This is a genomic window from Geobacter psychrophilus (assembly GCF_056821595.1).
Genome location: NZ_JBXDTU010000003.1, coordinates 13,418 through 28,757 on the forward strand (window position 1 = coordinate 13,418; position 15,340 = coordinate 28,757).

At 55.6% G+C, this 15,340-nt stretch carries 13 protein-coding genes and 1 pseudogene; all 14 read left to right on the forward strand.

From position 1 onward, the window contains the following. Positions 1-8: 8 nt before the first annotated feature. The 14 genes and pseudogenes from ACOCF6_RS00710 (at position 9) to ACOCF6_RS00775 (ending at position 15,217) form a co-directional block, all read left to right on the forward strand. Entirely contained in the window at positions 9-230 is a 222-nt protein-coding gene (locus ACOCF6_RS00710; RefSeq protein WP_482458468.1) for a DUF6290 family protein, read from the forward strand. A gap of 37 nt (positions 231-267) precedes the next feature. Further along, positions 268-1,017 (forward strand): TerC family protein, encoded by a 750-nt coding sequence (locus ACOCF6_RS00715; protein ID WP_482458469.1) that lies wholly within the window; start codon positions 268-270, stop codon positions 1,015-1,017. A gap of 33 nt (positions 1,018-1,050) precedes the next feature. Beyond that, the gene (locus tag ACOCF6_RS00720) at positions 1,051-1,323 is read left to right on the forward strand and encodes a TFIIB-type zinc ribbon-containing protein (RefSeq protein WP_482458470.1); all 273 of its coding nucleotides are present in this window, start codon (positions 1,051-1,053) and stop codon (positions 1,321-1,323) included. 59 nt (positions 1,324-1,382) lie between these two features. After that, the gene (locus tag ACOCF6_RS00725) at positions 1,383-2,306 is read left to right on the forward strand and encodes a TerC family protein (protein ID WP_482458471.1); all 924 of its coding nucleotides are present in this window, start codon (positions 1,383-1,385) and stop codon (positions 2,304-2,306) included. A gap of 195 nt (positions 2,307-2,501) precedes the next feature. Continuing rightward, positions 2,502-3,716, forward strand: coding sequence for a Fic family protein (locus ACOCF6_RS00730; protein WP_482458472.1), 1,215 nt, complete (start codon positions 2,502-2,504; stop codon positions 3,714-3,716). Between the two features lie 908 nt (positions 3,717-4,624). Beyond that, the gene (gene pal / locus ACOCF6_RS00735) at positions 4,625-5,206 is read left to right on the forward strand and encodes a peptidoglycan-associated lipoprotein Pal (RefSeq protein ID WP_482458473.1); all 582 of its coding nucleotides are present in this window, start codon (positions 4,625-4,627) and stop codon (positions 5,204-5,206) included. Between the two features lie 78 nt (positions 5,207-5,284). Continuing rightward, the gene (gene nifJ, locus ACOCF6_RS00740) at positions 5,285-8,845 is read left to right on the forward strand and encodes a pyruvate:ferredoxin (flavodoxin) oxidoreductase (protein WP_482458474.1); all 3,561 of its coding nucleotides are present in this window, start codon (positions 5,285-5,287) and stop codon (positions 8,843-8,845) included. Between the two features lie 72 nt (positions 8,846-8,917). Then, positions 8,918-9,451 (forward strand): 5-(carboxyamino)imidazole ribonucleotide mutase, encoded by a 534-nt coding sequence (gene purE, locus ACOCF6_RS00745; protein WP_482458475.1) that lies wholly within the window; start codon positions 8,918-8,920, stop codon positions 9,449-9,451. A gap of 26 nt (positions 9,452-9,477) precedes the next feature. Further along, the gene (locus tag ACOCF6_RS00750) at positions 9,478-10,110 is read left to right on the forward strand and encodes a carbonic anhydrase (RefSeq protein WP_482458476.1); all 633 of its coding nucleotides are present in this window, start codon (positions 9,478-9,480) and stop codon (positions 10,108-10,110) included. A gap of 29 nt (positions 10,111-10,139) precedes the next feature. Continuing rightward, a complete protein-coding gene (locus ACOCF6_RS00755; RefSeq protein ID WP_482458477.1) occupies positions 10,140-11,027 on the forward strand; it encodes a phosphoribosylaminoimidazolesuccinocarboxamide synthase in 888 nt (295 codons plus the stop codon). Beyond that, complete coding sequence (locus tag ACOCF6_RS00760) at positions 11,024-12,016, forward strand: L-threonylcarbamoyladenylate synthase (protein ID WP_482458478.1); 993 nt, start codon at positions 11,024-11,026, stop codon at positions 12,014-12,016. Before ACOCF6_RS00755 ends, ACOCF6_RS00760 begins: the two co-directional genes overlap by 4 nt. Before the next feature lie 64 nt (positions 12,017-12,080). Beyond that, positions 12,081-14,831 carry a phosphoenolpyruvate carboxylase gene (locus ACOCF6_RS00765; protein ID WP_482458479.1) on the forward strand — a complete coding sequence of 917 codons (2,751 nt, stop codon included), beginning with the start codon at positions 12,081-12,083 and terminating at the stop codon, positions 14,829-14,831. A 45-nt stretch (positions 14,832-14,876) separates the two neighbouring features. After that, a pseudogene (locus ACOCF6_RS00770) lies at positions 14,877-15,076 on the forward strand (indolepyruvate ferredoxin oxidoreductase subunit alpha); the annotation flags it as partial. Between the two features lie 12 nt (positions 15,077-15,088). Continuing rightward, positions 15,089-15,217 carry a hypothetical protein gene (locus ACOCF6_RS00775; protein ID WP_482458738.1) on the forward strand — a complete coding sequence of 43 codons (129 nt, stop codon included), beginning with the start codon at positions 15,089-15,091 and terminating at the stop codon, positions 15,215-15,217. Positions 15,218-15,340 lie beyond the last annotated feature (123 nt).

Sequence of the window (15,340 nt, forward strand, 5' to 3'; positions counted from 1 at the left end):
AGGAAACCATGTCTTACACCAGAAAGTTTTTTACCAGGGAATCAAAAGCATCCCGAAAGAAACGGAAAGAAACTGAAGTGGTACAAAATGTCATTTCACTGCGCATCAACGATGATGAGAAAAAAACGTTGGAAAAACTGACAAAGACGACATCCAAAAGCATTTCCGAAATAATGCGGGAAGCAATTGATCTGTGGAGAGCCAGGCAGCGCAAACTGTGCATGGATTAGGCTGTTGAACACGCACTGAACATAAGAGGATTTACAAATGGAATGGTTGACAAATCCGCAGGTCTGGATGGCACTGGTAACTCTGACTGCCCTGGAAATTGTCCTGGGCATTGACAATATTATCTTTATCTCCATTCAGGCCAGCAAGCTCCCTGTGCATCAGCAGGAGAAGGCCCGGCTGATCGGCCTTGGATTGGCAATGTTTATCCGAGTGGCACTGCTTTTCTCCCTAACCTGGCTGATGGGGCTCACCGCACCGCTGTTCACCGTTATGGGCAACGAGATTTCCGGTCGCGATCTGATCCTCATTAGTGGCGGGCTCTTTTTGCTCTGGAAGAGCACTATGGAGATCCATGAGAAGCTTGAAGGCGAAGAGGCCATCTCCTCCGCTCGCGTTGGGGCAACCTTTGGCGCAGTCATTGTGCAGATTCTTCTTCTGGATATTGTCTTTTCCCTTGATTCGATCATAACTGCCCTGGGGATGGCAAGCCAACTGGCTGTGATGGTTACAGCGGTTGTCATTGCCGTCATATTCATGATGCTTTTCTCAGGCAAAATCAGCGCCTTTGTCGATAAGCATCCGACCATCAAGATGCTTGCGCTCAGCTTTCTGCTCCTGATCGGGATGGCTCTCATCGGTGATGGTTTTGACATGCATATACCCAAGGGATACATCTACTTTGCCATGGCTTTCTCGGTTATGGTCGAGTTGTTCAATCTCAGGCTCAGGCGCGGCACACCGGTCAAGCTACATCAGCCATATTTGAAAGATTCCACCGAAAGGTGATGAACATAACGTTAAAAAAGGAGAACAAACATTATGAACTGTCCCGTATGTACTACTGTCAACCTTGTCATGTCAGACCGTCAGGGAGTCGAAATTGATTACTGTCCGCAATGTCGTGGCGTATGGCTTGACCGGGGTGAGATCGACAAGATTATAGAACGTTCTGCTCCACAAGAGATGTCACCACCCAGGCAAACTCAACATGCGCCACAGCCAAACGTCTATGCTCCCGGCCATGGTCACGGGTATTCCCATGGGCATAAGCCATACAAGAAAAAATCGTTTCTGCAAGAGCTGTTTGACTGATTGGATGAACGATAAAACTCGGTAAAAGAGCGCCTTGAACGCATGATGGACGGAAACTGATGTCAGAGCAATCAATAATGTGGGTCGCCTTTGGACTGCTGATGGTAGTCATGCTGGCGGTTGATCTGGGGATGAACCGGAAAGCACATGAGGTGCCATTTCGCCAGGCGCTGATCTGGAGCACGGTCTGGGTTTCACTGGCACTGGTGTTCAATGTCGGCATCTATCTGTTTCTTGGTCAAACCAAGGCGCTTGAGTTCTTCACCGGCTATGTAATTGAAAAGTCGCTGTCGGTCGACAACCTGTTTGTCTTCATCATGATCTTCAGCTACTTCAAGATTCGTGGCGAGCACCAGGCCCGCATCCTCAAATGGGGCATTATCGGGGCACTGGTTCTGCGGGCGCTGTTCATCTTTACCGGTATAGAACTTCTGACAACCTTCCACTGGATGTTCTACCTGTTCGGCGCGCTGTTGCTCTTTACCGCCTGGAAGATGGCCTTTGGGGGGCAGGAGGAAGTTCACCCTGACAAGAATCTGCTTGTCAGGGTGGCCCGGCGGCTGTTTCCCTTCACAAAACGGGTCCGGGGAGACTGGTTCTTCAAGCGCCGCAAAGGTCTGCTGGTAGCCAGCCCCCTGTTTTTGGCGCTGGTCATGGTGGAAAGCAGCGACGTGCTGTTCGCCATCGATTCGATTCCGGCCATCTTTGCCGTGACACTTGACCCGTTCATCGTCTTTACCTCCAATATCTTCGCGATCATGGGACTGCGGGCGCTCTATTTCCTGCTGGCCAGTATCATTGGGATGTTTGTCTATCTGCACATGGGGATATCAGCCATTCTGGCCTTTGTCGGCGGCAAGATGATCGCAACGGCCATGGGGGTTCATATCCCGATTCAGGTTTCGCTGATGGTTATTTTTACCTGTCTGGCGCTGGCGGTCACGGCATCGCTGCTCGTCGATAGAAAGCCGATTGACACCTGATCCTCAGTATCCGTTGTTGCCAACAGCCCACCCATCCCCATCTTACGCAAGCTCCTTTCGCACCGCGCTGCATATAATCGGCAACATAATCGGCAAAAAAACATCAGCAGAAATAATATAATTTGTAATTCAGAGCTATTGCTGTATTATGCAAATACATGTTACCGGCAAGATGATTGGCAAAGGAACTCCATTATGCCCGATATAACCAGCCAGATGACACCGCTGCTTCCGGAGCGGATCGACGACCTCAAAGACCTGGCTCTGGAGGTTATCCAGCGCTCGGCCTCTCTCGGGACCAGGCAGCACCCGCTTACCTTGCACGCCTTGCGCGAGCTGTTGTGCATCATCAACAGCTACTACTCCAACCTGATCGAGGGACACAACACCCATCCCTGCGACATCGTCCGGGCCATGCAGCAGCAGTACGACGCTGAACCGGCCAAGCGCAACCTGCAACTGGAAAGCGTTGCCCATATCATGGTCCAGCGGCAGATGGAAACGTGGCTGCATGCGGAACCGACCCTCAACATTGCCGGCCAGGAGTTTCTTTGCTCGCTGCACCGGGAGTTTTTCAAGCTGGTGCCGGAAGAGTTTCGGGTCATGACGAATCCGGAGACCGGACGGGAAAGCCGGGTGGTGCCGGGCGAGCTGCGTACGGAACCGGTCAAGGTCGGACAGCATGAGCCTCCGGGGCAGGACCGCCTGGAAGGTCTTCTGGTACGCTTCGCCGGGACATACGCTCCCGAAAGGCACCATGGCGCCGCCAAGCTGGTGGCAGCGGCAGCGGCCCATCACCGGCTGCTGTGGATACATCCTTTTCTGGACGGCAACGGCAGAGTGGTTCGTCTATTTACCGATGCCTATCTGCATAGGATTCCGGTCCACGGCTTCGGCCTCTGGTCCCTCAGCCGCGGTCTTGCCCTCAGGAATGCCGATTACAAGGCAACCCTGGCCTGGGCCGATACGCCACGCCGGAACGACCTGGACGGCAGAGGCAGTCTGTCCAGCGAAGGGCTGATCAAGTTTTGCCAGTTTTTCCTGAAAGTCTGCCTCGATCAGGTGGAGTACATGGGCGACATGCTGAAGCTTGACAGCATGGTAGAGCGGGTCAGAGGCTACGTGCAGCTGCGCGGCACCGCCATGATCCCTAATCCGCCAGGCATGGACAACCTCCGGCCGGAAGCGGCCAGGATGCTGCAAGAGGTACTGCTGCTGGGCGAAGCGCCCCGGGGCGCGGTTATCGAGGCATCCGGCCTGAAGGAACGGACCGGCAGAAACCTGCTGGCCCAGCTGCTGGCCGAGGGGTTGCTGGTTTCCGATACACCGAAAGGTGAAGTCAGAATAGGTTTCCCGATCCATGCCGCCGGCTGGTTTTTCCCGGAGCTGTCTCCGCTGCTGTCACGCTAGGATCGCCAAAGATCCAAGCTGATGGGCTTGTTTTGTTGAGGTAGTCGTAACCTTTTTTTATCATTTAATATTTTGGCCCAGCACAGCTGGTCGTGCGAATATTGGAACATTTAATCATGAAATTTATTCGATCCTTAATCAGACATTCAGCTCTCATGTTGCTCGTAGTGACCCTATATACAGTCACACACGGCTTTTTCCTGTCGAAGGTTGAGTTGACTTCTGTTCAGGATAATTATTCCACTACCGCTTTTCTTGAAAGTGATGAAAATAGCGACAATTCTGAATCAGACGATTTCAAGCCTCCCAAGCATTCGTTCTTCGACTATTCGAACTTTTTTTCTACCCACTATCTTGTTCCTGCCTATAATCCAGCTGTCTCCAGGCTTCTATCCCACGAGCCTTTCCAAGCAATGCCTCAGGTTTACCTGGAGATAAACGTCCCACCGGACAGCCTCGCCTGATTTCATCACTCGCTATCCAGTAAAGAATCCGCGCCCAAAGGACGCGGCTTTAAGGGCAGCCCCCCATAGGGGGGCGTATCAGCATTTCCGAAATAGCAACAGTTCCTGCTACTCCGGCTGAAAACCCTTGGTTCATCACTAAGCTCAGGTTGTACAATTGATTCGGCCAGACGGCCATACCCATCCGGGACCGGCATAACCAACAAACATTACCACGTCCATAGGACGTGGGTTTCTACTTCGTACTAACGGCCATCGGCCGCGACTTTCACTTTACTCCGGACTAGCATCGAGCCGTATCAGCACTCGTGTCAGCTCTTTTCTTTGCCAGAGCGACCTTGTGTCGGCTGTATTGCACAACAGCAATGCGGTTTGTGTACAGCGTTTCTGATCGAAATCGAGGAAGGCAGCCGGTCCGTTAACAACAGTAATAAGGAGTCAATCATGACCATTCGTACTCTCATTGCAACAACTGTCATCTGCAGCTTTGTCACTCTGTCAGGCTGCGCCACGAAACAAGCTGCCAAGCTCGATTCGGCGGCACCTCCCACCGCTTCAGCACCGACTGCGACTTCTCCGGGCCCGGCTGTCACGGATAAAACCGCCGAAGGCGTAATGACCGAGGCAGTTTCGGGCAAGAGTATTGCCACGACGGATAAAGAACCGGCAGAGATCAATCCCGTCAAAAGTGAAACTCATCTCGACCCGGTTTACTTCGACTTCGATTCGTATCTGCTTGGTGTGGAGGCACGGGACACCCTCACCCGCAATGCCCGCTGGCTGAATGAAAACAAGGTCACTCGTGTAGTTATCGAAGGCCATGCCGATGAACGTGGTTCTGACGAATACAACCTGGCACTTGCTGAAAAGCGGGCCCTGGCTGCACGGCGGTATATCGAAACCCTTGGCGTTAGCCCCGACCGGATGGAGACAATCAGCTACGGCGAGAACAAGCCGGCTATGGTCGGCCATGACGAGGCAACCTTTGCCAAGAACCGGCGTGCTGAGTTCGTAATTGTAAAATAGCCAGAGAAGCGGGATAGGACCTCGCTCTTCTCCCGCTCACATAAAGACAGGTTAACGCACCTAAAAAAGGAGCAATTCATGAGCAGAAAAATAGTAACCATTGACGGCAACACCGCCGCTGCCCACGTGGCCCACGCCACCAACGAAGTCATTGCAATCTACCCGATCACCCCGTCATCAAACATGGGTGAGATTTCGGACGCCAAGAGCGCGGCCGGAGAGAAGAATATCTGGGGCACGATCCCGCTGGTAACTGAAATGCAGTCCGAAGGCGGCGCCGCCGGGGCTGTCCACGGCGCCCTGCAGTCCGGCGCACTTACCACCACCTTCACCGCCAGTCAGGGACTGCTGCTGATGATCCCGAATATGTATAAAATCGCCGGCGAGCTGACCTCAACGGTCTTTCATGTTTCTGCCCGCGCCATCTCTGCGGCCGCTCTGAACATCTTCGGCGATCATTCCGACGTCATGTCCTGCCGTTCTACCGGCTGGGCCATGATCTGCTCCAACAATGTCCAGGAAGTCATGGACTTTGCCCTGATTTCCCAGGCAGCCACCCTGCGCTCCCGTGTCCCGTTTCTGCACTTTTTCGACGGCTTCCGCACGTCCCATGAAGTCCAGAAGGTAGAGGAACTGACCTTTGACGACATGCGCGCCATGATTGATGATGGGCTGGTCAACGCCCACCGTCTGCGCGCCCTCTCTCCAGACCGGCCGGTCATACGCGGCACCGCCCAGAACCCGGACGTCTATTTTCAGGGGCGTGAGACCGTCAACCGTTTCTACCCGGCCTGCATCACCATCGTCCAGGAGGAGATGGACAAATTTGCCAAAATCACCGGCCGCAGCTACAAGCTGGTGGAGTACACCGGTGCAGCGGATGCCGAGCGGGTTGTTGTCGTGATGGGTTCCGGGGCGGATACGGTCCAGGAGACCGTGAACGCCCTTGTCAAAAAAGGTGAGAAAGTGGGTGTGATCAAGATTCACCTTTATCGCCCCTTTCCGCTGGAGGCCTTTGTCAAGGCCCTGCCGGCAACGGTAAAAAGCATCGCCGTCCTGGACCGTACCAAAGAGCCCGGTTCGATGGGTGAGCCGCTTTATCTGGATGTGCGCACCGCCATCGGTGAAGCCATGTCAGATGGAATCTGCAGCTTTGCCGGTTATCCGGTCATCGTCGGGGGCCGTTACGGCCTCGGCTCCAAAGAGTTCACTCCGGCCATGGTCAAGGCGGTCTTTGACAACCTCGAACTACCCAAACCAAAGAAAAATTTCGTGGTCGGCATCAACGATGATGTCACCGACTCCAGCCTGCCATATGATCCGGGTTTCCGCACTGACATGGAAGGGATCTACGAAGCGATGTTCTTTGGCCTTGGTTCCGATGGCACGGTCGGCGCCAACAAGAACACCATCAAGATCATCGGCGAGACCACCGACAATAACGCCCAGGCCTACTTTGTCTACGACTCCAAGAAGGCCGGCACCATCACCACCTCGCACCTGCGGTTCGGCAAACGGGCCATCAACGCCCCCTACCTGATCGACAACGCCGACTTCATTGCCTGTCACAACTTCACCTTCTTGGAGAAGTACAACATGCTGGCCAAGGCCAAACCGGGGGGTACCTTCCTGCTCTGTTCTCCCTTCGAGCATGACCAGGTCTGGGACAGAATGCCCCGGGAAGTACAGCAGCAGATCATCGATAAACAGCTGAAATTCTACGTGATCAATGCCATCAAGCTGGGCGAGGAACTGGGACTGGGCGCCCGCATCAACGTCATCATGCAGACCGCCTTCTTCAAGATCTCCGGCATCATCCCGCTGGAACTGGCCATAACCGAGATCAAGGACGCCATCAAGAAGAGTTATGGCAAATCGGGCGACAAAGTTGTTGCCATGAACAACGCTGCCGTGGATGCGGCGCTTGAGAAGATTTACCAGGTCGAGGTGCCAGCCACGGCTGACAGCAGCATCACCATGCCCCCTACGGTCGCCAGGAACGCCCCAAAATTCGTTCAGGAGGTCACCGGCCGGATCATTGCCGGTTTCGGCGACGAGCTTCCGGTTTCGGCCATGCCGGTCGATGGCACCTTCCCGACCGCCACCTCACAGTACGAGAAGCGCAACATCGCCGTTGACATCCCGGTCTGGGACGAGTCCCTCTGCCTCCAGTGCGGTATCTGTTCCTTTGTCTGCCCCCATGCCACTATCCGCATGAAGGCTTATGACGGCACATTGCTGAAGGATGCACCGGCTACCTTCAAGTTCACCGATTGCAAGCTGCCCGAGTTCAAGGGGATGAAATACACCCTGCAGGTGGCTCCGGAAGACTGCACCGGCTGCGGCGCCTGCGTCCACAACTGCCCGGCCAAGAGCAAGGAAGACCCGAAGCACAAGGCCATCAACATGCAGTTCCAGCCGCCGCTGCGGACAGCGGAAGCCGCCAACTACGACTTCTTCCTGGCGCTGCCCGACATGGATCCGACCACGCTGAAACTCGATACCCTGCGCGGCAGCCAGCTGGTCCGACCGACCTTCGAATATTCCGGCGCCTGTGTCGGCTGCGGTGAAACCCCCTACCTGAAACTGCTGTCCCAGCTGTTCGGCGACCGGGCCATGATTGCCAACGCCACCGGCTGCACCTCCATTTACGGCGGCAACCTGCCGACCACACCCTGGTCCAAGCGGGCCGATGGCCGCGGACCGGCCTGGTCCAACTCCCTGTTCGAAGACAACGCCGAGTTCGGTTTCGGTATGCGCCTGGCAATTGACAAATTCAACGAATCGGCTCTGGAACTGCTGGATCAACTGATGACCTGTAGCTGTAGTTCCTGCACACCGATCATCCCGCTGATGAAAGAAATCAAGGCTGCAGATCAATCCGACCAGACCGGTATCGAACTGCAGCGTGAACGGGTGGCGACATTGAAGAAAACCCTCATGGGATGCACAGAGCGGGCTGCCGTACAGCTGCTGCCGCTTGCTGACTATCTGGTCAAAAAGTCGGTCTGGTGCGTCGGTGGCGACGGCTGGGCCTACGACATCGGTTACGGCGGTCTCGATCACGTCATTGCCTCCGGTAAAAACGTCAACCTGCTGGTGCTTGATACGGAGGTGTACTCAAACACCGGCGGGCAGGCCTCCAAAGCCACCCCGACCGGCGCTGTGGCTCAGTTTGCCGCAGGGGGCAAACCGATGGCCAAAAAGGATCTCGGCATGATGGCAATGGCCTACGGCAATGTCTATGTGGCCAACGTTGCCCTTTCAAACCCGGCCCAGGTGGTCAAGGCATTTATCGAAGCGGAGGCATATGACGGACCATCACTTATCATTGCTTATTCGCACTGCATCGCCCACGGCATTGATATGACCAAGGGTGTGGACGAGAACAGAAAAGCGGTCTCCTGCGGTTACTGGCCGTTGTACCGCTATAACCCGGCCCTGGCCGCAGAAGGCAAAAATCCGCTGCAGCTTGACAGTAAACCGCCGACCACTTCATTTGAGGATTACGCCTACGGTGAAAACCGCTACAAGGTGTTGCAGCAGGCCAACCCCGAAGCAGCGGCCGAGCTGATGAAGAAGGCTACCGCCTGGACTGCCAGCCGCTTCGAGTATTACCAGAAACTGGCGGCACTATAACAACAGAAAGCTGTCTGGGAGCGCAACAGCTCCCAGACAGCGTGACATCACCTCAATAAAGGAGTCACTACGATGGAAAACAGTTTTACAACCGCCCCTGCCACCCCGAATCACACCCTGGTCGGCATCCTCACCGGCAGCCCCAATGATCTGCCGACAGTTGTCAAGGTGCGCGACACTCTGACCGAACTCGGCATTAAAAGCGAAATTGTCGTCGCCTCGGCTCATCGCACTCCGGACAAGGTTTTTGCCTATCTTGACCGCGCCCATCGGGAAGGGGTGCAGGTGCTGATCGGTTGCGCCGGTGTTGCCGCCCATCTGGCAGGCGTCATTGCCGGACATACCCGTTTGCCGGTCATCGGTCTGCCGCTGGGGAACGGCCCGCTGACCGGCCTGGACAGCCTGCTGTCAACAGTGCAGATGCCGCCGGGAGTGCCGGTGGCAACCGTGGCCATCGATGGCAGCCGAAACGCGGCCATGTTGGCGGCACGGATACTGGCGCTGAAATACCCGGAGATTGATAGCGCGCTGGAACAGGCTGCCAGGCGTGAGCGTGAACGCTATGACCTGACCGCCGATGAGGCCCTGGCAAAACTCACTAATTGAATGACAACGATACAGGAGTCCGCACAATGAAAGATCTTGAACGGTTCATAACCGGGTTTCGCACCTTCCGGAAAGATTATTTCGGCCCGGAGACCCCGCAGTTCGAGCCACTTAAGCAGGGGCAGAGCCCCAAAACCATGATCATCGGCTGTTCAGACTCGCGGGTTGATCCGGCCATCCTGACCAATTGCGCCCCGGGCGATATATTCACGGTTCGCAACGTGGCTAACCTGGTTCCGCCATATGTCGAAGATAGCGGTCAACACGGCGTCAGCGCGGCACTTGAATTTGCCGTCTGCCACCTGGGGGTGGAGCATATCATCGTACTGGGTCATTCCCAGTGCGGCGGCATCAACGCGCTCATGGCAGGGACTTGCGGCTGCAAGGGTGGCGGGTTCATCTCCAACTGGATGTCCATAGCTACGTCGGCTCGGGAAAAGGTGCTGGCTGAATTGCCGGGCATAGATCCCAAGCTGCAGCAACGGGCCGCCGAGCAGGCGGCTATTCTGCTCTCGCTTGAAAATCTGCACTCCTTCCCCTGGATCGATCAGCGGGTGAAAGACGGTACTCTTTCGCTTCACGGCTGGTATTTTGACCTGAATGCCGGGGAACTGTCGGAATATCGGCAGGATTCCGGCCTGTTCCAGAAAATCAACTAACGGCATTTCAACAAAAAGGAAAACACAACATGTCTATTATTCTTAAAACCGGCTTTCCCGACCTTACACTGGTTGCCCGCGGTAAGGTCCGCGATATCTATGATCTGGGCGAGACCCTGCTGATCGTCACCACCGACCGCATCTCCGCCTTTGATGTCATCATGAACGAGGGGATTCCCGACAAAGGGTATGTGCTGACCCAGATATCCGCCTTCTGGTTCCGGCAGATGCAGGACATCATCCCCAATCACATTATCTCCACCGAGGTGAAAGATTTTCCGGCCCAGTGCCAGCAGTACGCCGAGGTTTTGGAAGGGCGCTCAATGCTGGTGAGAAAGGCCAAACCCCTGCCAGTGGAGTGCATCGTCCGCGGTTACATCTCCGGCTCCGGCTGGAAGGATTACCAGAAGACCGGCGCCATCTGCGGCATCAAGCTGCCCGCCGGTCTCGTGGAATCAGCCAAGCTGGAGCAGCCGATCTTCACACCTTCAACCAAGGCTGAACTGGGTGAGCATGATGAAAATATCTCCTTTGACCAGTGCGTGGAGCTGGTGGGGCTTGCCATGGCCGGGAAGATTCGCGACGTGACCATCGCCATCTACAAGCGTGCACGGGATATCGCCGCGACAAAAGGGATCATCATCGCCGATACCAAGTTCGAGTACGGCATCCACAACAATGAACTGATCATCATCGACGAGTGCATGACACCGGACTCATCCCGGTTCTGGCCCATGGACAGCTATCGCCCCGGAGGCCCGCAGCCCTCCTTTGACAAGCAGTTTCTGCGGGACTATCTGGAGACGCTGGACTGGGGCAAAACTGCTCCACCACCGCCACTGCCGGAGGATATCGTGCGCAAAACCGGCGAAAAGTATATGGAGGCTCTGGTGCGGCTGACAGGAGCCGGGAAGTGAGCCCGGGAGCATCATCGTCCATAAACAGTTCCAGTGCACTGTTTAAGGCGACCATTCTGCTGCGTAGCGGCGGTGTGGTTGCCTTTCCGACCGAGACCGTCTACGGACTTGGCGCTGATGCTGAAAACGAAGGAGCGGTACGCAGGATATTCAGGATCAAGGGGCGGCCAGCCGACCACCCGCTGATCGTACACCTGGCTGATCTGAGCCAGATCGACCGTTGGGCGAGGCATGTTCCCGATGCGGCCATGCGTCTGGCCGAGCGGTTCTGGCCTGGCCCGCTCACCATCATACTCTGCCGGAGCCGGAGGGTTTCCGATCTGGTGACCGGCGGACTTGACACCGTAGGCATCCGGGCGCCTGCCCATCCGGTGGCGCAGGCTCTGCTCCGGGAGTTCGGTGGCGGCGTTGCCGCGCCATCCGCCAACCGCTTCGGTCGCATCAGCCCTACCTGTGCCGACCATGTGCGCGACGAACTGGGATCAGCGCCCGATCTTATTCTTGATGGTGGAGATTGCCAGGTGGGGCTTGAATCGACCATAATAAGTCTGGTCGATGACCGTCCGATTTTGCTCCGGCCGGGTGGCATTTCACTCCCTGAGCTGTGCGAGGCCCTTGGCCGGGAGGTCGCTCACCCCGACCAATCTAATCATGCGCTGCAGGCGCCGGGCTGTCATGCATCGCACTATGCGCCACTGACCTCGTCATTCATTATTTCCGCCGCACACCTTTCAACCGTACTTCAAGATTCAGGCGACGCTGGGCAGAGCGCCGCCATCCTCTGTCATACAAAAACCGTTACTGAACTGTATCCGACAACACTGTGCCTTCTGTTGCCGAACGATCCCATCGACTACGGCCAGGCACTGTATGCCTCACTACGTCGGCTTGATGCAGGCGGCTACGGCAGAATCCTGATTGAAGCGGTGCCGGAGACCGAGCCATGGCGGGCTGTCAGGGATCGTCTCTGTCGGGCGGTCTGCTCATAATGCCATTGTGTAAAGCCAGCTACAGCGCATCCACCAGATTTTCATATGGATAAGGGGGCAATTAATGAATGATGATATCAGACGGCTACAGGACAAAATCGGAGCAGACCTCCGGTTTTTGCTTGAGTGTTTCCGGGAGGTGCTGCTTGAACTGGGAGAGAAAGAGGTCGCATCGATCATCCCCTGGCGTGACGAATCCCGGTCATTTAATGATCAGGTTGCTGCCGAGCGGGCGTGTCAGCTCTATTCCATAGCATTTCAACTGCTCGGAATGGTGGAGGAGAATGCTGCGGTACAGGTGCGCCGCATGGTAGAGAGCGAAAACGGTCTGTCCTCTGAGCGGGGTTTGTGGGGCAATACCTTGCTGAAGCTGAAAGCCGATGGCTATATGGAAGACGAAATCGCTGCGAGCCTTGGAGCTGTTCATGTTGAACCGGTGCTGACGGCTCACCCTACCGAGGCAAAACGGGTGTCGGTTATTGACAAGCATCGTGCGCTCTACCTTCTGCTGGTAAAGCGGGATAATCCCATACTGACACCAGTGGAACAGCGCCAGATACGCTATGAGATCAAGGAATTGCTGGAACTCCTCTGGCGTACCGGCAATATCTACCTTGAAAAACCTGAAGTGCGGTCAGAACGAAGGAATGTTATCCATTACCTGAAGAACGTATTCCCGGAAACGCTGCCGATCCTTGACAACAGACTTCAGGCTGCCTGGCAGGATGCAGGGTTTGCGACCGACAGCTTTATGCAGCACCAGCTTCCCCGGCTGAGCTTCGGCACCTGGGTTGGGGGCGACCGGGATGGGCATCCGCTGGTCACGGCAGAGGTGACGCACGAGTCTCTTCAGGACCTGCGGCTTAATGCTCTCTCGGTTATTCGTCGCCGTCTGGTGGATCTGGCCGCCAAGTTCAGTCTCTCCGATTATCTTCAACCGGTTCCGGAGGTTCTCAGGCAATGGATACAGGATCGGGCGGCACACCTCGGAACCGCCGGTGCTGAGGCCATTGCCCGCAATCCGGTAGAATCTTGGCGTCAGGCACTCAACCTCATTATATCCTGTCTGCCATTGACCGCCTTTCGTGATCATGTGACGACTCTGGACGATACCTCGGGGCACTATAAAATACCGTCTGAATTGTCAGAGGATCTCGCCATGCTTGACGGTTCACTCCGGGCAGTAGGTGCTGTGCGCCTCGCTGATATGGAGCTGTTCAACATCCGGCGCCTGGTTGATTCGATCGGCTTCCACTTGGCCGTATTGGACATTCGTCAGAACAGCGCCTTTCATGATCGCGCCGTTGCAGAGCTGCTTGCCGCTGCGGGCATTGAGGATTCTGACTTCTCCGGGTGGTCGGAAGAAAAGCGCATCACGTTTCTTACCGGAGAGCTTGCCTCACCGCGTCCCTTTCTGCTTCCCGGCTTTCGGGCCGGTGCAGAAGCTGATGCCGTTCTTTACTGCTATCGGGTGCTGGCAGATCACATCCGCATGTATGGTGATGACGGCATTGGATCACTGATCGTCAGCATGACCAGGAACTGCTCCGACCTGCTGACTGTTTACCTGCTGGCGCGAGAGGCTGGACTGCTTGTGTATGAAGAGACGGGATGTCGCTCACTGCTGCGGGTTGTGCCGCTGTTTGAAACAATTGATGACTTGCAGGGTGCTCCACTGATTCTGCAACAGTTTTTGTCACACCCGATAACCAGAAATACACTCGGAACGGCAGAAAGAAAAAGGCCACTCCAGCAGGTGATGGTCGGCTACAGCGACAGTTGCAAAGATGGCGGCATCATAGCCAGCCACGGGGCACTTTACAAGGCACAGCTCGAACTCACCGAAGTCGGTAACCGCTTTGATACGGATATCTGCTTCTTTCACGGACGCGGAGGATCAATAGGACGTGGCGCCGGTCCGACGTTCCGGTTTCTCGAAGCGTTGCCGCATGGGTCGCTGCGTGGGGCATTCCGCATGACAGAACAGGGCGAAACGATCTCCCAGAAATATTCGAACCTCTTGACTGCCACCTACAACCTGGAGCTTCAGCTGGCAGGTGTTCTCGGCATGACGGCCAGAGTTTCCCGCCCGAACGCATCGGCGCCGGAACTGGCAATAATCATGGAATTTCTTGTTGATGCCAGTCGGCTGAAATACGAAGAATTGATCTGCAGCGATAGCTTTATGGAGTTCTTTTCTCAAGCGACACCGATTGATGTCATGGAACAGTTGAGGATCGGCTCGAGACCCTCACGTCGCACCGGACGCAGAACACTGGCTGATTTGCGGGCCATTCCCTGGGTCTTCAGCTGGAACCAGTCACGCTACCTGCTGCCGAGTTGGTATGGTGCCGGTACCGCTCTGGCACGGCTCAATGAAACTCACCCTCAGTTCTTTGAACTTCTCTGCGCGGATATTACCCGTTTCCCGCTCCTGCGCTATCTCTTCATGAACATTGAACTGGCAACACTGCAGGCTGACCTGGAGATCATGCACCTCTATGCAGAACTTGTGGATGATCGCGAACTTCGTACACATTTTTCCGGAATGATCGACAAGGAATTCGAGCTGACGGTGAATTTTATTCACCGTCTGTTCAGTGAGTCGCTTGCCGTTCGGCGCCCCATGCAGTTGGCTGCCATAACTCTGCGTAAAGCACCGCTTGAAGCCCTGCATCGACAACAGATCAACCTGCTGCGGGCATGGAGAAAGGTGCAGGATAGTGATGCAGGATATCCCAGTTCGGAGACACTGCTGGGCGAGCTGTTTCTGTCGGTCAACGCCATAGCAGGAGGTGTCAGGAATACCGGGTAATGCAACAGCAGAGCAATTCGATGATACGTACGAGGAGCTAATGAAATGAAAGAGATTCTATCCGGTAACGAAGCCTTTGCCCGGGGAGCCCACGAGGCAGGGGTAACGGTTGCCAGCGCCTATCCAGGCACCCCCTCCACCGAGATTCTTGAAAATGTCGTCAGATACAAGGAAATTGATGCATCATGGGGGCCCCCAACGAGAAGGTCGCCTTGGAGGTTGCCATCGGCGCATCATTTGGCGGCACCGGCCTTGTCATGCCGATCGCCAAAAAAATCTGCGAAGAACATGGTGGCACGCTGCTGATTACCAGTCAGTCGGGAGCCGGAACGGAAGCGAGAGTGTGGTTGCCACGCAGGAAAAGTGGAGGCAGAAAGAGTCCATAATGATGCAGATCGAACTGATCATGCTCGCGGTTTCAATCCTGCTTCTGGTGGCAATCCTGGCCAGCAAGGTCTCCAGTCGCCTCGGCATCCCGGCCATGCTGCTGTTTCTGCTGGTCGGGATGC

Excerpts from the sequence above, each read along its gene's own strand:
- ACOCF6_RS00750 (WP_482458476.1), top strand. The coding sequence starts at position 9,478 with ATGAAAGATCTTGAACGGTTCATAACCGGGTTTCGCACCTTCCGGAAA.
- ACOCF6_RS00775 (WP_482458738.1), top strand. The coding sequence starts at position 15,089 with ATGCCGATCGCCAAAAAAATCTGCGAAGAACATGGTGGCACGCTGCTG.
- nifJ (WP_482458474.1), top strand. The coding sequence starts at position 5,285 with ATGAGCAGAAAAATAGTAACCATTGACGGCAACACCGCCGCTGCCCAC.
- ACOCF6_RS00730 (WP_482458472.1), top strand. The coding sequence starts at position 2,502 with ATGCCCGATATAACCAGCCAGATGACACCGCTGCTTCCGGAGCGGATC.
- ACOCF6_RS00720 (WP_482458470.1), top strand. The coding sequence starts at position 1,051 with ATGAACTGTCCCGTATGTACTACTGTCAACCTTGTCATGTCAGACCGT.
- purE (WP_482458475.1), top strand. The coding sequence starts at position 8,918 with ATGGAAAACAGTTTTACAACCGCCCCTGCCACCCCGAATCACACCCTG.
- ACOCF6_RS00715 (WP_482458469.1), top strand. The coding sequence starts at position 268 with ATGGAATGGTTGACAAATCCGCAGGTCTGGATGGCACTGGTAACTCTG.
- ACOCF6_RS00755 (WP_482458477.1), top strand. The coding sequence starts at position 10,140 with ATGTCTATTATTCTTAAAACCGGCTTTCCCGACCTTACACTGGTTGCC.
- pal (WP_482458473.1), top strand. The coding sequence starts at position 4,625 with ATGACCATTCGTACTCTCATTGCAACAACTGTCATCTGCAGCTTTGTC.
- ACOCF6_RS00725 (WP_482458471.1), top strand. The coding sequence starts at position 1,383 with ATGTCAGAGCAATCAATAATGTGGGTCGCCTTTGGACTGCTGATGGTA.
- ACOCF6_RS00765 (WP_482458479.1), top strand. The coding sequence starts at position 12,081 with ATGAATGATGATATCAGACGGCTACAGGACAAAATCGGAGCAGACCTC.
- ACOCF6_RS00710 (WP_482458468.1), top strand. The coding sequence starts at position 9 with ATGTCTTACACCAGAAAGTTTTTTACCAGGGAATCAAAAGCATCCCGA.